At 45.1% G+C, this 17,984-nt stretch carries 19 protein-coding genes; 15 read left to right on the top strand and 4 right to left on the bottom strand.

Going from position 1 to position 17,984, the window contains the following annotated elements; genetic code table 11:
• Window positions 1-5: 5 nt before the first annotated feature.
• The 9 genes from JYJ62_RS13060 to JYJ62_RS13020 all read left to right on the top strand — a co-directional run bounded on the left by JYJ62_RS13060 (window position 6) and on the right by JYJ62_RS13020 (window position 8,352).
• A complete protein-coding gene (locus JYJ62_RS13060) occupies window positions 6-1,328 on the top strand; it encodes a M20 family metallopeptidase (protein WP_205342677.1) in 1,323 nt (440 codons plus the stop codon).
• A gap of 15 nt (window positions 1,329-1,343) precedes the next feature.
• Window positions 1,344-2,081, top strand: coding sequence for an aspartate/glutamate racemase family protein (locus JYJ62_RS13055; RefSeq protein ID WP_205342676.1), 738 nt, complete (start codon window positions 1,344-1,346; stop codon window positions 2,079-2,081).
• A 22-nt stretch (window positions 2,082-2,103) separates the two neighbouring features.
• A complete protein-coding gene (gene iaaH / locus JYJ62_RS13050; RefSeq protein WP_205342675.1) occupies window positions 2,104-3,552 on the top strand; it encodes an indoleacetamide hydrolase in 1,449 nt (482 codons plus the stop codon).
• A gap of 42 nt (window positions 3,553-3,594) precedes the next feature.
• A complete protein-coding gene (locus JYJ62_RS13045) occupies window positions 3,595-4,353 on the top strand; it encodes an SDR family NAD(P)-dependent oxidoreductase (protein WP_205342674.1) in 759 nt (252 codons plus the stop codon).
• Between the two features lie 42 nt (window positions 4,354-4,395).
• Window positions 4,396-5,361, top strand: a complete 966-nt coding sequence (locus tag JYJ62_RS13040; protein WP_205342673.1) for a VOC family protein — start codon at window positions 4,396-4,398, stop codon at window positions 5,359-5,361.
• Window positions 5,358-6,212 carry an alpha/beta fold hydrolase gene (locus JYJ62_RS13035; RefSeq protein WP_205342672.1) on the top strand — a complete coding sequence of 285 codons (855 nt, stop codon included), beginning with the start codon at window positions 5,358-5,360 and terminating at the stop codon, window positions 6,210-6,212. The genes JYJ62_RS13040 and JYJ62_RS13035 overlap by 4 nt, the downstream gene beginning before the upstream one ends.
• Window positions 6,213-6,214: 2 nt before the next feature.
• Window positions 6,215-6,652, top strand: a complete 438-nt coding sequence (locus JYJ62_RS13030) for a lipocalin-like domain-containing protein (RefSeq protein ID WP_205342671.1) — start codon at window positions 6,215-6,217, stop codon at window positions 6,650-6,652.
• A 287-nt stretch (window positions 6,653-6,939) separates the two neighbouring features.
• Window positions 6,940-7,596 (top strand): outer membrane beta-barrel protein, encoded by a 657-nt coding sequence (locus JYJ62_RS13025; RefSeq protein WP_205342670.1) that lies wholly within the window; start codon window positions 6,940-6,942, stop codon window positions 7,594-7,596.
• Window positions 7,597-7,788: 192 nt separating this feature from the next.
• On the top strand, window positions 7,789-8,352 hold the full coding sequence (locus JYJ62_RS13020) for a porin family protein (protein WP_205342669.1): 564 nt from the start codon (window positions 7,789-7,791) through the stop codon (window positions 8,350-8,352).
• 48 nt (window positions 8,353-8,400) lie between these two features.
• On the opposite strand, the gene JYJ62_RS13015 is transcribed toward JYJ62_RS13020, so the two are convergent.
• Entirely contained in the window at window positions 8,401-8,802 is a 402-nt protein-coding gene (locus tag JYJ62_RS13015) for a flagellar basal body-associated FliL family protein (RefSeq protein ID WP_205342668.1), read from the bottom strand.
• 336 nt (window positions 8,803-9,138) lie between these two features.
• On the opposite strand from JYJ62_RS13015, the gene JYJ62_RS13010 reads away from it, so the two are divergent.
• The 6 genes from JYJ62_RS13010 to JYJ62_RS12985 all read left to right on the top strand — a co-directional run bounded on the left by JYJ62_RS13010 (window position 9,139) and on the right by JYJ62_RS12985 (window position 14,347).
• Window positions 9,139-9,444, top strand: a complete 306-nt coding sequence (locus JYJ62_RS13010) for an EthD family reductase (protein ID WP_205342667.1) — start codon at window positions 9,139-9,141, stop codon at window positions 9,442-9,444.
• 30 nt (window positions 9,445-9,474) lie between these two features.
• The gene (locus JYJ62_RS13005) at window positions 9,475-9,909 is read left to right on the top strand and encodes a GFA family protein (protein ID WP_205342666.1); all 435 of its coding nucleotides are present in this window, start codon (window positions 9,475-9,477) and stop codon (window positions 9,907-9,909) included.
• 213 nt (window positions 9,910-10,122) lie between these two features.
• Window positions 10,123-11,100 carry an NADPH:quinone oxidoreductase family protein gene (locus JYJ62_RS13000; RefSeq protein WP_205342665.1) on the top strand — a complete coding sequence of 326 codons (978 nt, stop codon included), beginning with the start codon at window positions 10,123-10,125 and terminating at the stop codon, window positions 11,098-11,100.
• 219 nt (window positions 11,101-11,319) lie between these two features.
• Window positions 11,320-12,618: an NAD(P)/FAD-dependent oxidoreductase gene (locus tag JYJ62_RS12995; protein ID WP_205342664.1), complete on the top strand. Its 1,299-nt coding sequence runs from the start codon at window positions 11,320-11,322 to the stop codon at window positions 12,616-12,618.
• Window positions 12,619-12,708: 90 nt separating this feature from the next.
• The gene (locus JYJ62_RS12990; protein WP_205342663.1) at window positions 12,709-13,194 is read left to right on the top strand and encodes a hypothetical protein; all 486 of its coding nucleotides are present in this window, start codon (window positions 12,709-12,711) and stop codon (window positions 13,192-13,194) included.
• A 415-nt stretch (window positions 13,195-13,609) separates the two neighbouring features.
• Window positions 13,610-14,347 (top strand): response regulator transcription factor, encoded by a 738-nt coding sequence (locus tag JYJ62_RS12985; protein WP_205342662.1) that lies wholly within the window; start codon window positions 13,610-13,612, stop codon window positions 14,345-14,347.
• A 74-nt stretch (window positions 14,348-14,421) separates the two neighbouring features.
• Here JYJ62_RS12985 and JYJ62_RS12980 read toward each other — a convergent pair whose 3' ends face one another.
• From JYJ62_RS12980 to JYJ62_RS12970, 3 genes are all read right to left on the bottom strand, one after another.
• Window positions 14,422-14,934 carry a TadE/TadG family type IV pilus assembly protein gene (locus JYJ62_RS12980; protein WP_205342661.1) on the bottom strand — a complete coding sequence of 171 codons (513 nt, stop codon included), beginning with the start codon at window positions 14,932-14,934 and terminating at the stop codon, window positions 14,422-14,424.
• Between the two features lie 66 nt (window positions 14,935-15,000).
• The gene (locus tag JYJ62_RS12975; protein ID WP_205342660.1) at window positions 15,001-17,262 is read right to left on the bottom strand and encodes a pilus assembly protein TadG-related protein; all 2,262 of its coding nucleotides are present in this window, start codon (window positions 17,260-17,262) and stop codon (window positions 15,001-15,003) included.
• A gap of 37 nt (window positions 17,263-17,299) precedes the next feature.
• The gene (locus JYJ62_RS12970; RefSeq protein ID WP_205342659.1) at window positions 17,300-17,731 is read right to left on the bottom strand and encodes a TadE family protein; all 432 of its coding nucleotides are present in this window, start codon (window positions 17,729-17,731) and stop codon (window positions 17,300-17,302) included.
• Between the last annotated feature and the right edge of the window lie 253 nt (window positions 17,732-17,984).

Genomic DNA, 17,984 nt, shown 5'->3' with positions numbered 1-17,984 from the left:
TGAATATGAAACTGACTAAAAAATTACCGTTTTCTGCTGAGCAGACGCAATGGTACGAAGAGGCTCGCGCTAAGCTCAATCCTCAGCGTTTGCAAAAGCTGTTATTTGATCTAACCAATATTCATAGTCCAACCGGAGCCACCCGTGAAGCCAGTGAGTTTATGGCTCAGCATTTACAGCAAATTGGTATGAAGTCGCGTTATTACCCGATGAGCAATATCACCGGTAATGTCATGGCTGAGCAGCGTGGTAGCGGTGGCGGTGCCACCGTATTGTTATACGCACCGATCGATACGCACCTTGATCGTGTTCCCGGTGAAGAGATTCTTACTGGTGATGGCCAAGAGGCTGATCTACAGCCTTATGCACAACAAGTAGACGATTGGGTATTTGGTCTGGGCTCTTCAAATCCGAAGGCAATGGTGGCGACCCTGACCGAAGTGGCTACTGCTCTATTAGATGCGGATATACCACTGGTGGGTGACCTGATCCTCGGTATGGCCGATGGCGGTATGCCGGTGGATATCAGTGCGCGTCATGCGGGTATGTCGAATGGCGTGATACACATGCTCAATCGAGGCATGTATCCAGACTTTGCCATCATTATGAAACCATGGAACTGGGTATTTCATGAAGAGCCCGGTATGGCGTGGTTTAAGTTAAAAGTTTATGGAACCCTTGGTTACGCTGGTGTACCGCATAACCTTCCAAATTTTCGCAGCTCAGTCGTGCCTGCCGCTCAGGTGATTACCGAGTTACAACAGTGGATTGTAGAGTACACCGAGCGTAATACCAGTGGCGTGATTCAGCCGCATGGTTGGATTGCTGGGGTACGTGGTGGTGATGTTGAACGTCCATCTTTTCCAAGCGCTGTGACCGAAATTTTCTTTGATATACGGGTTAACCCTCGTGTCAGCCCTGCTGATGTAAAAGCTCAGTTCGCTAATTTTGTTGACGACCTCAAACGCCGTTTCCCTGATCTTGATCTTGATTGGGAGCAGTACGGTTCTGTGCCCGGCGGTACTACTGACCCAGACAACTGGATTATTCAGTCATGTAAGCGCGGTTGGGAATTTATTGAGCAGCGCCCACATGGCATGCCGGATTTACTGGCAGGGCAAACTGATGGTGCTGCTTTACGTCGCTATGGCGTACCCACTGCGCGTATTGGTTGGCCGTGGCCAGCAACGGGTGCGCCCCTGCCGGTCGCTGAAGGTCTTGGTGGCATGGGTGCCACCTACATTCCTGACTTGATGCCGTGCGCAGAAAAAATCCTTTACGCCTTGATCGATACGCTAACCCGTCCTCGTCACGAGCTTGATCTTTAAATATAAGGTTAACCTATGAAAAAGCGTATAAAAATGATTTTCCCCGTACCGATGAGTGACGCCACACGGCCCTTAGTTGAGTCGCAATTGCCGCCAGGTTTAGTTCGCGATGATATTGAAGTGGTCTTTGTTGGTGCTGGTCACGTCATGACCTTGGCGGACAGTTACTACGATATGGCCATTATGGAAGTGGCAGTCATCGAAGCGGGGATGACGGCTGAGGCCGAGGGTTTTGATGCGGTGTGTGTCAATACCGTGAGTGATTCTGGGTTGGCGGCATTGCGTTCACGTTTATCTATCCCCGTTGTCGCTCCGGCCATTACCGCTTTTCATACCGCCTGTATGTTGGGTCATAAGTTTAGCATCCTGACCATGTGGCCGCAGTGGTATCCGTTGTATCGGAAAACCATAAAAGAATATGGGCTTGAGTCGCGTCTGGCCTCAATTCGTTCGATTGATGTACGCCCTGATACCCAAGCGTTATTGCAAGGTAAGGAAGACGTGGTCTTTGCCAAGTTATTAGAGGCCGGTCGGCGTGCGATCGAAGAGGATGGCGCTGATGTGATTGTTCTCGGCTCAACCACCATGCATCAATCGCATGCCTACTTAGCTGAGCATTTACCGGTACCAGTCCTTAATCCCGGGGTGATTGCTTACAAACAATGTGAATTATTGCTCGACCTTGGACTGCGCCATAGCAAAGTTGCCTATCCAAGTCCGGAACAGATTAAGGATAACGCTTTCAGCCATTGAGAGCGTATTAAGGAGATTTAAAATGAAGCTTTTTCAACCTGCGAATGTGTTTACGCCAACCGATTTAACGATTGCCGAGGCATTGATCGCTTTTCGTGATGGCGTTTTGTCCAGCACTGAGCTGGTACAAGCGTGCCTTGAGCGTGCAGAAGAAGGCAAAGAGCTGAATGTCTATGTCACCCTGGACAGCGCAGGCGCGCTTCAGGCGGCAAAATTAGCTGATGCGCAACGCAAAAATGGTGAAGCCCTCAAGCCGCTGAGTGGTATTCCGATTGTGATTAAGGACAATATTCACACGGCAGGACTGCAATGCGCATCGGGTTCGCCAGCTTTTGCAGGGTATATCCCTGTTGAAGATGCACCAACTGTGCGCAAATTACGTGAAGCCGGTGCGATTATTTTGGGTAAAACTAATATGCACGAATTAGCTTTCGGTGCGACTGGGTATAACCCAGCCTTTAATACCGGCAGTGGTGTGGGCGTGCGTAATCCCTATGACAGCTCACATATTGCCGGAGGTTCATCTTCGGGCAGCGCCGCCGCGTTAGGTGCGCGTATGGCTTTAGGTGCTCTGGGTACGGATACCGGCGGCTCATTACGTATTCCGCCGGCACTGAATGGCTGTGTTGGACTGCGCCCGAGTGCTGATCGTTATTCAGATCGTGGTGTCATTCCAATTGCACGCAGCCGCGATACCGTTGGGCCAATCGCGTTATGTATGTCTGACTTGGCGCTGCTTGATAGCATCATTACTGATGAGTATGCGTTGCCATCGATTACGCTCAGCGAGCTACGTTTAGGTGTACCCAGCGAGTTTTGGCGCAACCTTGATGCCGACACACAAGAGCAGGCTGATGCTGCTTTAGCGACTTTGCGTAAACATGGTGTGACGTTAGTGCCGATCAATGATGCGGGTTTACAAGCACTGAATGATCCTGTGGGTTTCCCCGTGGTGATTTATGAAGCCTATGACTGCATGGTTGATTATTTGCGCGAGTATGGCCATGCCATGACTATTGAGCAACTGGCAACTAAAATTGCTAGCCCAGATGTACGTTGGATTTATGACAACTGGGTCTTACCACGCAAAATGCCCTCTGGCGATGGCTTAATTGATGTTAAGCCCGCCTATGACGCCGCTCAGAGTGGCGGCCGACAAGCGCTGCGCGAGCGTTATCAAGAACTCTTCGAAGAACATAAATTGGATGCTTTATTCTTTCCGACCACCGCTATTGTCGCACCGCTGGCCAATGAAGATATTTATTTACCCGAAAATTTTGAACGCTTGATTCAAAACACTGAGCCGTCGGCAAGTGCTGGTATCCCGAGTATTCAGTTGCCTGTCGGTTTAGGTGAGCTGAGCGGTTTGCCGGTGGGCGTTGAGTTAGATGGGCCGGCCGGCAGTGATCGCCGCTTGCTGGCTATTGGACAAGCGCTAGAAAGCATATTTGGCCGCCTTGCGCGTGCTTAACCCCTTGAGCGGTAAGCTCATAGCAGTGGCTGGAGATATTTTATGAGTCAAGATAAGCAATGGCATAACACAGTGGTATTGGTCACCGGTGGTGGTAGCGGTATTGGTCGTGATGCCTGTCTCGCCCTTGGGCGTGAAGGTGCTCGGGTGGTGATTGGTAATCGTAGCCCTGCCGCAGGGCAAGCGGTGGTGGATGAAATTATCAGTGCCGGTGGCCAAGCAATTTTTAAAGCCACCGATGTTGCCTGTGCTACAGACTGCGAGGCGCTGGTGCAATTTGCCGTGGATCATTACGGTCGCCTGGATGCTGCTTTTAATAATGCTGGTCTGCAGCGGGAATTTAATCCCATACATGAAACTCCGATTGAGGACTTGTCGGAGACGATCGATATTAACCTTAAAGGTGTGCTCTACATGATGAAGTATGAAGCCGCCGCTATGCTGAAAACTGGAGGGGGATCTATCGTCAATAACGCCTCTATCTTTGGCTTAAAAGGCATGCCTAATACCGCGTATTACATTGCCGCTAAGCATGGTGTGATCGGCGCGACACGCGCTGTTGCACTCGACTATGCAACGCAAGACATTCGCGTTAATGCGATTTGTCCGGGGCCGATCAAAACGCCAAGTTTTGATCGTGTCACCGGTGGCGATGAGCATATGTATGACGATGGCGTACCGATGCATCGCATTGGTCGTCCTGCCGAAGTGACCAACGCCGTGCTCTGGTTGTTATCCAAGCAAGCGTCGTATGTCACCGGTACAGCATTGTCGGTCGATGGTGGTATGTCTGCAGAATAATGGGCTTTGCTGCCATTGGCGCAGGCTCAAAGGAGAATAATAATGATACAAGCCTTAAGTTATATCGTTGTTGAAACACCGCATCTGGACGCATGGATTGAGCAATCTCGCCACCATGTTGGCTTGCATGTCGACGAGGTTGAGGCCAATCACCGTATACGTTTGCGTGCGGATGAGAAATTCCAACGCTTTGTGGTGACTAAAATTGATGGCCTAGCCACCATGGGTATGGGTTTTGAAGTGCCCGATGCCGCAGAGTTAGCGCGCCTGAGACAAGCCCTTGAAAGTGAAGGCTACCCAATTACCCAAGGCAGCAAGGCTGAGTTAAGTTTTCGTGGCGTGGAGGATATGATGTTTTTCCATGACCCCGATGGTGTACGTATTGAGATCTGTTATGGCCTCGCTGATGCAGGCACGCCATTTGTACCGGGTCGCCCGATTGGCGGCTTTCGTACCGGTGATATGGGCTTAGGGCATGTAGCTTTAATCACTGAGCACTTTGATAAGTTAAGCCATCTGTATCGAAATATTTTTGGTTTTAAGGTCAGTGATCATACCTTTGCACCGTTTCGTGTGGAGTTTTTACACTGCAATCCACGTCACCACACCATCGGTATCGCGCATACCGGTGGCCCAGCAAAAATCTATCATCTGATGCTTGAATACAATGATTTTGACGATGTAGGCCGCGCCTATGATATGGCGCTGACCAACCCTGACAGCATTGGTGTGACCTTGGGTCGACATATCAATGACCATGTCACTTCATTTTATTTAAAAAATCCCGATGGTTGGATGTTTGAGTTGGGCTGGGCCAGCCGCACCGTGGGTCCTGATTGGGAGGCAGAAGAGCTGGAAGGAATGAGCTTGTGGGGCCATGACCGCACTTGGTTACCCGATGACAAGCGTGAAGAAGCGCGGCAAATATTAAAACGTTTAGCGCAGAAAGGTGTACGCGCTCCGGTTGTGACCACTACTCAAACTGCTACTACTAAGGCTCAATTATGACTTTATCGACGACTGCTCCATCCGAAATTGCTAACAGCATCCAAATTGGTGATTACAGCCTGAATTATCACGACCAAGGTCAAGGCGATGTCATTCTTTTAATCCACGGCTCAGGTCCTGGCGTGACCGGCTGGGCCAACTGGCGTGGGGTGATTCCTGTTCTATCAAAGCAGGCGCGGGTTATTGCCCCTGATATGCTGGGCTTCGGCTACACCAGTTGCCCTGCCGATTTAAAACTGAATCCAGCGACTTGGGTTGACTCTCTGGTGGGACTGTTAGATGCGCTAGATATTCAGCGTGTTGCTATTGTCGGCAACTCCTTTGGTGGTGCTATTGCTTTAGCGTTTGCTAAAGCGCATCCCGAGCGTGTGAGTCGACTGGTGCTGATGGGTTCAGCGGGTTTGTCATTCCCTATCACTGATGGTTTAGACAAAGTGTGGGGCTATCAGCCTTCTTTGCAAGCCATGCGTGATTTGATGGAAGTGTTTAACTTTAATCACAGCATCATCACTGACGATTTAGTCAAAATGCGCTATCAAGCCAGTATCCGTGACGATGTACAAACACGCTTTGCGGCACTCTTTCCTGAGCCACGCCAGCAAGGCGTGGAAATGCTGGCGCTCAGCGAAGATGATTTGCGCTCGCTGCCACACGAGACACTGCTTATTCATGGTCGTGATGATCAGGTTATTCCTCTTGATTCCTCCGAGCGTATGTTGCGCTTGATTCCACGCTCACAATTGCATGTCTTCGGTCAGTGCGGCCACTGGGTGCAGATTGAAAAAGCCCAAGAGTTTACTCAGTTACTTGTCAACTTTCTAATCGAACAATCCGTCACTACAGGAGCATAAAGATGAATCGCGAAACCATTAAGGGCCGTTGGGCTGTCGTCTCCTGGGAACAGCTGTATGACGATGGTCGTGTCGTTTTACCGATGGGCACTGAGCTTGAGGGCTTTATTGAGTACAGCGACTTCGGCATGTTTTGTGTTGTTGCTAAAAAGAATCGAGACAGCTTTACCAGTGGTGGTCAGTGGTCTGCCAATGATGCTGAGAAAGCCGCTGCCTACAGTAGCTATTTAACCTATGCCGGTGATTATGATGTTGAGGGCAATACCATCACTCACCATGTGCATTACAGTATTTTTCCTAATTGGGTCGATGGCACGCAACATCGCCATGCTGAGCTCGATGGCGATACACTGTCGCTGACCACCGCGCCTTTAGAGGCAGGGACATCTGAAGCTCGAGTGTCGAAATTAGTTTGGAAACGTAGCACGCTCAACGCTTAATACTCTTAGGTGATCCTTGCTCAATTAGGCTGAGGATCACCTTCTTTGGCTTGATTTCTGCAAGTCTTTTCATACCTAACATCTGTGGTTTTTTCGAGTTACGCACGAATATTCCTGCTTTGCTCATGTCTAGGTTTTTTATTCGTAAATCCTAATGATTTAACTAGATCACTTGAGTCTATATTGAGTTTACTGAGGGCTTATATACATCTTACAACTAGATATAAGACTTTATTTTTGTACACTATCTGCCGATTATAAAACGCTATTATTCAGGGAAATTGGCTATGTTGAAGAAAGCACTATTGGCTGGAGCAGTACTAGGACTAGCAGCGACTGCAGTTCAGGCTAATGATATATCAGGTTATGCGACCTATAGTATCGGGCATGCAATGGCGGATAAGCCAAAAACAGTTAAAGAAATTGAAAGTATTGTTAAAAGCATTGGTGGTCAAACCTCTGCAGATCGTTCAAGTACCGGTCATAAAGTTGTAGTCGGTTTTAAAGTACACCCTTATATTGCTCTTGAAGCACAATATATTGATTTAGGTTCATCAAATTATAAGGCTTCATTCTCAGAGCCTCCTGTGAATGCAAACAGTAAAATTAATTTGAAAACGCAGGGTTTTGGTGGAAACGTAGTTGGAATCTATCCAATTGACGACTTTACTGTCTTTGCGAAAGCCGGTTATCACGCAATGAGAACCAAAGCCTCGTCCACGTTTCACTCAAACGTCGCTAGTATCGCTGATATTTCAGAGAGAAAAACTGTTACCAAGTGGGCACCTTCCGTAGGCATCGGTGCTTCATATGACATGACTAAAGAGCTTGCTGTAGTTGCTGAGTATGAGCTGTATAAGGGTGTTGCTAACAAAAAAGTCAGCGGTGACAACTTAAAGCATGATGTCGATTTCGTTTCAGTTGGCTTACGCTATAAATTCTAAGTCTTATACAGATCTGTCGCTGTAATAGCGGCAGTCCTGTCATTACGCTAGATATGAGATCAAAGTGTACTGGGACATAAAGTATTTATAAATAAAATTTATCAGCTGTTGTACAGCTGATAACTGGATATAATGTCTTGTTGGCGTATACTAAATATCGCTTATAAAAAGTATTATTCAGGGAGTTTTACCATGTTGAAGAAAACATTATTAGCTGCAGTTGTACTCGGATTTACAACGACAGCAGTTCAGGCTGATGAAGTATCTGGCTATGCGGCCTATAGCTTAGGCGAGACTGATTCAAAAGGCTTCAGTACCAATAAGAAATTTGGCCACAAAGCTATTGTCGGCTTGCAAGCAAACCAATATGTCGGTCTTGAAGCACAATATACTGACTTGGGCAAGCCTAAAGATAATTTTCTGGCAATTGATAGCCGTGGCAATGCGTTTAATGCAAAAGGTACCGCCCAAACAAGAGGCTTAGGTGCTAATTTGGTAGGTACTTTACCATTAGATGATTTTAAGTTATTTGCGAAAGTTGGTTACCACAGAATGGAAACCAAGGTTAAGATCAATATTATTGGTCTTGGTAAAGGTTCAGCAAAAGAGCGTGAGTGGGTTCCTTCCGTTGGTGTCGGCGCCGGTTATGCGCTCAGTACGGAGCTTGACGTTATTGCTGAGTATGAGCGTTATAAAGATGTTGCTGATGACTACAACGTCGACTTTGCATCCGTTGGTATCCGCTACAAATTCTAAATAGTGATACAGATCTGTCACTTTAATAACGACAGATCTGCTCTATCGCTAAGGCTGCACTACTAAGTTATTAAACAGTAAATCCTCAACCAGATCCTGCCCTTCTTCTTGATGCAGAATCTGTTGTACTTGTTTTAATGCCGCTTTTCTTACTGCTTCTTTACCCGCTTGCTCTTGCATGTCTTCATCCGTTTGCAGGGCAAACAGTTGGATCAGTTGGTCACGAATCAACGGTTCATGGTACTCCACTGTCGCAACGTTCTCAGCCTTAACCCGTAGAGCAATGTCGGCCTTATAGTATTTCAATTTTGTGCCTGCGCCGTAATTACCGACTAACGCTGGCACTAAGTTGACGTAGGCCGTTTGTGCAGCGATGGCTGGCGCTGCTTCTTGAGCAAACGCTGCATTACTGAGTGATAAAACCAGCAATAAAAATGATAAATATTTCACAGTGACAGCTCCCACCTAAAGTATAAATATGCTCCATATTTTCTCCCCTATGGATGCTCTGTCTAGGGTATAGGATGTGTGTCCTATTTTGCAGTTTAAGTTGTTTTTACGTATTTTTTGCAGTTTGATACACGAGCCTAACGCCCCTTTTTTATCTTGTAGGTACTTTGTATTGCCCTACTATTGGATAGCTTTTAAGCCCTATTCGGCCTATTGCTGCCGCGTCAGCTCCAGTGTTAAAAAGAGTATTCATTGTATTTATCAGTAGCAAAAGTTGAACTCCAAGATCTTTCTCTGCTGCTAAGTCTATCTATGCTCCTTTTGTCAGGACTGAATATGATTAAGTTGACGGTTTTATACGGACACCCGACCCATCCTGAAGTCTTCGAAAGTTATTACACCACGACGCATTTACCTTTAGTAACTGATGTACAAGGGATCCAGCGTGCAGAGCTCACAGTGTTCAATGCCGAGGCAGATGGCTCTTTGCCTGCCTACTACCGCATGGCAGAGCTCTACTTTGAAACGCAAGCACAGATGGATACAGCCATGTGCTCGGCTGCGGGTCAGATTCTTGTTGCCGATATTGCTAATTTTGCCAGTGGTGGCGTCACTGTGCTGGTGGGTCATATTGCGGCGTAATGATTGATTAGCTAATTGATGGGGTGAATTATGACAAATACAGCGGTGTATAACGGACAGTGTTTTTGTGGCGCGGTAAGTTTAACGGTCACGGGTGAACCACAAGCCATGGGCTATTGTCATTGCCAATCGTGTCGACATTGGTCAGCTGGACCGGTGAATGCTTTTACTCTATGGAAACCAGACGCGGTACAGATTAATAAAGGCAGCGAGCATTTAACTCGCTATAACCAGACCCCACAAAGCACGCGCAGTTGGTGCTCGTTATGCGGAGGGCATGTGTTAACTGAACATCCTGAGATGGGCTTAACCGATGTGTATGCCGCTATTCTTCCTGATTTACTGTTTCAGCCCAGTGTGCATGTGCATTACCAAGAAACAGTGTTACGTATGGATGATGGCCTACCTAAAATGCGTGATGTACCGAGCGAAATGGGCGGCAGTGGTGAGCTGTTATCGTCCTAATATTTTTAGACTATCAAGACCCGTACCTTATCGATTAAGTGTTTTTTAAAACAGCTACAAATCATAGTGATCAGGTCGTAGGCCGTTAGACTATAAAAGCGTGCTCTGGATTAAAGGTTATGCTCATCAATAATGCACTATCACTTATAGGCATACAGATTGAACTCTGTATTTTGTGCCCTAGACTCAAGAAAACAACAAGTGAGGTGCGTTATGAAAGCGGTATTGTGCAAAGCCTTTGGTCCTGCAGAGACCTTAGTGGTTGAGGAGTTGAGCAGCCCTGAAATTAAGAAAAATGAAGTGCTGCTGGATGTGCATGCAGTGGGGATTAACTTTCCCGATACGCTGATTATTGAGGGTAAATATCAATTTAAGCCGCCCTTTCCGTTTTCTCCAGGTGGAGAAGCTTCTGGAGTGGTCAGTGCTGTTGGTGAAAAAGTCAGCGATTTCAAAGTCGGTGATCGGGTGATGGCTTTGACCGGTTGGGGCAGTTGTGCTGAGCAAGTCGCGGTGCCTGCTTATAATGTTTTACCTATGCCTGACTTAATGGATTTCACCACAGCCGCCGCTTTTAGTATGACTTACGGCACGGCAATTCATGCTTTACAACAACGTGGTGCTTTACAGGCTGGGGAAACTTTATTAGTGCTGGGTGCTGCGGGTGGTGTTGGTTTGGCCGCCGTTGAAATTGGTAAGGCGATGGGCGCGCGGGTGATCGCTGCAGCAAGTAGCGCAGAAAAGTTAGAGGTGGCGCGTCAGGCGGGTGCTGATGAGTTGATTAATTATCAAACCGAAGATATTCGCGAGCGCTTGAAAACCTTAACCAAAGGCCAGGGTGTCGATGTGATTATTGACCCAGTGGGTGGTGACTTATTTGAAACAGTTTTTCGCTCGATTGCTTGGAATGGCCGCATGTTGGTGATTGGCTTTGCCAGTGGCACTATTCCTACCTTGCCGGTTAATTTACCATTATTAAAAGGTGCTGCAGTCATCGGTGTCTTCTGGGGTTCGTTTGCTCAGCGTCAGCCGCAAGATAATGTGGATAACTTCCAACAATTGTTTACTTGGTATGCGCAAGGCAAGCTTAAGCCTTTGGTGTCGAAAACCTTCGCGTTACAGGATACCGGCAAAGCGATTAAGACACTGGCTGCGCGTAAAGCAGTGGGTAAGCTTGTGATTAAGGTACGTTAAATACCGCCGTGGAAACTCGACAATAAAAGTGAGTGGTGTTACCGCTGCACTTAGTGGTTGCTGTCATCCCCTGACTGGCTTCTATAGCACAATGCTGTCCAAGGTATAGGGAGGACGGTGTTTGTGCTGCTTTAGTGTGGGCCATAAAGAACACTGCTTTGTCTGCGACTTTCATCGTATAGTAGATGCAATTATTTTTTGCTTTATAGGCTGAACAGCATGTTACATCGCATTGTTGTCGTGGGTGGTGGTGCCGGCGGACTCGAATTGGCGACACGTTTAGGGCGTACGTTAGGTAAACGTAAGCAGGCTAAAATAACCTTAGTCGATGCCAACCTAACTCATATTTGGAAGCCGCTATTGCATGAGGTGGCCACCGGCTCATTGAACAGTACCGATAATGAGCTAAATTATGTTGCACAAGCCAAATGGAATCACTTTGAGTTTCAAATTGGTAAGTTTTCTGGCATAGATCGCCAGGCTAAAACTATCGAACTGAGCGCTACTTTGGATGAAAAAGGCCATCAGTTGGTACCTGCACGTAGTCTTAACTATGACACCCTAGTTGTTGCCGTGGGCAGTTTAACTAATGATTTCGGTACTAAGGGTGCTGCTGAGCACTGTATTTTCTTAGATAGCCCGCAGCATGCTCTCAATTTTCACCGGCGTTTACTGGGTGAGTATTTAAGTGCGCATGCTAACGAGAACGATAATAATACGATCAATATTGCTATCGTCGGTGCTGGGGCGACAGGGGTTGAGTTGGCTGCTGAATTACGTCATGCATCGCAGCAATTATCTGCTTATGGCTTGGATAATATTCAGCCTGAAAATATGTGCATTACTCTTATTGAAGCAGGGCCACGTGTTTTGCCAGCATTATCCGAGAAAATTGCTGCTGAAGTGCATCAGCAACTGCTTAAACTGGGTGTGCAAGTTAAGCTTTCTGCAGCGGTGCAAGAAATTACTGCTGAAGGTATGCATACCAAAGATGGTGGGTTTATTCCGGCGTCTTTAAAAGTATGGGCAGCAGGTGTGCGTGGACCTAAGTTTTTAACCGAATTGGATGGTTTGGTGACTAATCGCATTAATCAGCTGGTGGTGCGGACGACATTACAAACAACCTTAGATGATAATATTTTTGCTTTAGGTGATTGTGCTGCCTGTCCAATGAGTGAAGGCAGCGATAAAAATGTGCCTCCACGTGCGCAGTCTGCTCATCAGCAAGCTGGATTTTTAAGTAAGACCTTAGCGCTGAAATTACAAGGTAAAGCACTGCCCAACTATCAGTACCGGGATTACGGCTCACTGGTGTCACTGTCGCAATACAGTGCGGTAGGTAATATCATGGGTGGCTTTATGCGCACGGTTAGCGTTGAAGGTTGGATGGCACGCATGTTCTACATTTCTTTATATCGCATGCATCAAGTTGTACTCTATGGTGTATTTCGTACTGCATTAATCATGCTAAGTGACCGTATTGGCAAGCGTACGCATCCACGAATGAAGCTGCATTAAGTCACTCGTTTGGTATATGCCAATCTAACGGCTGGTGCGCCAGTCGTTTAGATAAGAAGGATCACTGGGTCGGTAGAGAGGTCGTTTGTTTTGCTCACATCTATAGAAGAATTAGACGCGGTACGCTTACGCTGTAAAAACATGGTGAGAAAGCGTGCATTAGCCTCTGGTGGATTGGTTTTACTACCGCTACCTGGCGTCGATATCGCCGCCGATGTGGCGCTGCTGCTTGAATTATTACCCGCCATCAACCGTCAATTTAACTTAACGCCCGAACAGATTAATCGTCTAGATCCGCAGTTTAAAAGCTTTCTTTATGGGGTGATTAAAACCACGGGTACGCGAGTGATAGGTCAGCTGGTGACTAAGCAAGTTGTATTTATGCTGTTACAGAAAGTGGGCGTGCGTCTAACGGCTAAGCAAGCCTTAAAATTTATTCCTTTGGCTGGGCAAGCTGCAGCAGCAGCGTTAAGTGCTAGCGCAATACTTTTGATTGGCCAAGCGCACATTGAAGAGTGTTACGTCATTGCTAAAAAAGCATCCGAATATCAGGCTTTAGTGCATCTCGATGAATAAATTACAGTGTGATGAGTAATAATCATTGACTCAAACCTAAGTGAATTTATGGATCATTTTCAATGACTTGCAAATCTATCAACCTATTGCGTTGATAGTGGATTGATCTGCTTACACCTTAGGTTGTGTTCGTAAAGCCGATAGTAGAGTTGCGCTAAATCTATTTTTATTGATTAGCTAAGCGTAGATGCTTGATTCCGTTGTTTATTTCAATTTTCTACAAGCAAAGACAGCTTAAATTTGCTATTGTTGCATGGGATCAATACTTGGTAATGCAGTTTCATCTACTGTGTGATTTATTCTTTTCATTAGCATAGAGTAATACAGCGTTTAGACGGCTAAAACTATTGAAAATACAATATAAATTTTTCTGTCTTAATAATTTTATTATCTATTAAAGGGGTGCTTTTTAAATATGGATAAAATATTAATTGTAGATGATGAGCCTTTTATTATTGAAGAGCTTGTTGAATTTTTTGATAATGCTGGATTGTCCTGTATTGGCTGCACAAGCTCAAGCGAGGCGATAAGACTTTTTCACGAAGATGAGAATATCATTATTGTTCTTAGTGACTATAGAATGCCAGAGATAAATGGAATTCAGCTGATTGAAATGCTCAATAGATCGAAACGCAAGGAGCGTATTCTTGGCAGTGTCTTATTTACTGGTGATGCCGATAAAGAAGATATAGTGGCAGCGCTTCGTGCCGGAATTTCTGATTATTACTCTAAACCGCTAGATCTTAATTTGTTACTTGAAGGCGTAAAGAAATTACAGTTAAACCTTGCTAGTCAACGTAAAGTATTGAGTGCGCAATTGATTACTGAAAGGTTGTCAGAGATGACTTCAACCCTTCAGGAATTACAGGCAGGTGTTGATAAGTGGAATACTGATAAAAATGATACGACCTCAGGCAGTCAAGAGCTTGCTGAGCAACAGTCGCAACTGCTTGGGTTATCGTTATTATCACCGCGGCAGGTCGAAGTCGCACTGCTTATCGCAAAGGGCATGACTAATTATCAGATTGCATGTGAACTGGGTATTTCTGAAAATACAGTTAAACTTTATGTCTCCCAAGTGCTTAAGGCAACAAGTATGCCAAGCCGAACTAAGCTGGCTATCGCATTGGGCGCTGGTTTCACTTCAAACTAACAACTTTTAATTATTTAGAGTGTTAATAAATATGAGAGTTGTTAGTGTGGGTGCTTTAGTAATCGAGTTATTAATTATAGTCTAACAGTGGTATAACTTCTTATAACGACTTCTCCGTTTTCTTTAGGTAAGTTCGGAACCTGTATCCCCATAATATTAAGCGTTGGAATAATTTCTCTTTTTCGTTCTAAACAAATCTGCAACACATATCGATAATTATTAGATTTTTCATCTAACATTTCTTTAGCGAGAAAACCATAGGATGTTGATCCTAAACTGCCTGATAATTTTTCCCAAGGCAAACTTGCTGTACCTTTAGCCTCTGTGCAGCCTGTCCTCCAATCGCTAGGAAGCCAGCTGGCGTTGATAACCCGCGCGACTTCCGCACTGATCACTCGAGCATATTCATCATCAGCGAGGCTTGGGTCAACTTTAATTGCCGCCCGTCCCGCATCGCTGCTTAGCTGTTTAAAGGTTAAGGTCAGTAATAGTGGAATGCTATAGGCAATAATTGCATACAATGTCACAAAGAACACCACAAAAAGCACTGCAAATTCTATAGCAATAGCGCCCTGTTGTTTTTTCATTGTTGCTGCACTTCTCCCTTTGGACAAGCGTCCTGCTTGTTGAGTTAAGTTTCCGAACAAGAGAGATTACCTCACTAACACAGGGTTATTACAGTTAATTGAACTGACAGTAACATCGGTGCGACCAAGTTCAATGCCTAAGACATCATTAAGAATAGTGTTAAGTAAACCACCAACACCATTAAGGATAGGTTTAAGAAGCAGGATAACGGGCTTTAGTAATATGCACAAAATACCGCTGCACTTTACAGTACTACTAGAGCTCGCAATACTATCACCATCAATACTACTGCTCATATTTATGCCACCTGGCTTTTCTTGTAAAAGCTTAGTTAAGTTATGTTTAACGCATGGGTTCCAATCAACAAGAGCATCTATTAAATTACCACAAAAACGGTAGCCGCCACGTTGAGAGGGTAATAACAAATTCAGAAGACCATGTGGCTCACTATAAGCTTTAAAGGCTTCTGTAAATGTCCCATCTTTCCACATACTGGTTGGACATGTGGTTAATAGGCAGGATCGAGGTATGCTGTTGGGTATAAACCAATCGTGATCTACTAAAGGGGGGATGACTTTTTGACCGTTAATATCATTTTCACTTTCACCATATAATATTAAATTAGTCACGTTTTCAATATGATATAACCCGCCTGGCAATGCGGTTTCTTCTAGGTACTGTATTGCAAGGCTTTCTATCAACCTATCTTGTCCTGCTTGGCTGTAGTCTAGATTAGAATTGTTCACAGCATCAGGTCGACGAAATAATCCGCTGAGCAGATCAAGTAGTCCGCTGACTACACCTTCAACAGTATTACCCAGAGCTAATTTATTGGGTGATGTTGATTCCATGCTTCCGGCAAGCATGTCGGTCAGTAGGACATCGTGTTGTAATGCAGGAATATGTGTTTTACCACTAAGAATAGGAATATGTAGTAGTTTAATAAGTTCATCATTTTGCAGATTGGATTCGCAACTTGCTGAACCAGACCATTTTAATTCATCCGGCAGCTTACCAATACACACATTTAAAATTTTTGATTCGACTGCAATATCTACAGAGGGTGGCTGAACGTTACAGCTTATTTTTTCTAAAGTACCATGCCCAGAGACTAGATCAATCCAGATGGGTAGATTAATACGAGTACCAAGTATTGTTTCAGTGAGCCACTTCAGTGCACCACCTAGAAGATTGCTTGTATCTACGCCAAGGTAGAGCCTAACTTGTGCATTGTAAGCCTGAGTACCAACCGGGCCGACCCCGATTGAGGGTGGCTCAACGATACCTAATTCAACTGTTTGTCCGAGTAAATTTAATCCCGGTATCAATAAGCCTTGCCCTGTCTCGTGGACACCAAGCAATATAGACGTTGAAATAAGATCACCAAGGTTAATGCTTGCATCAAGAGCCGATCCTAATGATCCATCAGTGCTTGACATAAGGCTCACTAGTCCAGCGCTATTTTCATCACCAAATAAGTTGATATTTATATCTTTCAATAAGGGCGCTGCCAGAATTTCTTGACGAAGTATGTCTAGATCGGCACGAAGTATTGAGTCGCTAACAACCTCTGCTGATACTTTTAGAATCTCATCAATACCCAGCAACCCGACTTTAGTGTCAACGAGGTCTATCAAGCCTTGCGGAGTTAATGCTTTAAGTTCATGAATACCTAGGTTAACACCCAATGCTTTGAGTAACCCGGCAGGCGTGATGGTTGCATTGGCTAAGCCATCAGCATCTAGAACAGTCAGGCGCTCAGGATTGACTCCGACAGCTTTTAGCAGTTGCCCAAGCAGCTTGCTATTTTCTAGGCGCAAAAGTTGCGAGCCAACAGTAAAGCTCGCCGTTGGCTCTCCGCGTTCTGCAACAGCAGTGGCCTGTAATCTAATTGTAGAGGGAATGTTGCCGACGAGGCTTTGTGCCTTGATCACCAAGCTTGCTGGAACAGTTTTGGCTGTGGTGACTTTTACAGCGCGACCATTTGCACTATCCAGCTGTGCTTGTCGTAAACCATTGATACTGGAAACTGTTACGCATTGGACAAGAGGTGTTTCGCCACTAGAACCATAGCGATTGGCATTGTCTTTAGCATATCCTTGCACAACACTGATGTCATCACTGGAGCAATTGCCGTTGGTTACTTTCGCTATAGTTTCTAGTGCTGCAGTATCTGCTATTTTTTGTAAGTGACGCTGCTCTAGATAAAGCCGGCCACTATCAAGGACGAGAACAAGGAAAAGTAGAGACATCAGTAATGTTGCCGCGGCCATAATGCTAAAGGCACCGTGCTGACTTTGTCTGCTAGAGCTTAAAGAAAGCCTCATAATGATCACCTGTCCTTGTTTGCAGATATATAAACATTTAAAAAGATATAATAGCTTCGCCGCGTATTTCAGCGGGTAAATTGACTATATCAAAACCAAGCAATGATATTTTTGGCAGTATGCTCGATGGATTATTATGACTGATGCATACACTCCAAACAGGACCGTTTATTTTTATAAAGCTATCAGATTCTTTACAATGTTGAGCCCACTGACTCGGTAGCCAGCTATTTTCAATAACTGCATTGACTGCGCTATTTACTGTTTCTTCAAGGTTTGGAGTGTCTTCATAAGGGTGAAATGTTATAGCTTCACGCAGAGCTTCTGCGGACAGCTCTTCATAGGTGGCGCTTAACAGCAGTGGAAAGGCTAGAGTTACCATGCCGTAAAACAGCATAAAAAAAAGAACAAAAACAATCACAAACTCGATGCTTGCTGCTCCTTCTTGTCTTTTAGTGCTTATAGGCATTAAGTAAACCTTTCCATGAGATACTAAAGAATCTAGTATTTTAGCTTATTTAGTGATTTTGAACTATATATACTTGTATGTAGTTTGTTCGTATATTCTCATCCTTTAGTATGCTTTAATCTAAAGCTAATACCCTGTGAATATTTTTATAAAGTAAAGCCTAGTACTAATTAGAGCGTTGTGAATTTTTTTTTACTTCTATTAAATATAATAACCAGTAAGAAAAGAAAGTACCTGAACACAAAATTAATAT

The sequence above is a fragment of the Denitrificimonas caeni genome (assembly GCF_905120345.1).
Taxonomy (GTDB): Bacteria; Pseudomonadota; Gammaproteobacteria; order Pseudomonadales; family Pseudomonadaceae; genus Denitrificimonas; species Denitrificimonas caeni_A.
The sequence above is the reverse complement of the archived record's forward strand: the minus strand, read 5'-3'. Positions and strand labels throughout refer to the sequence as shown.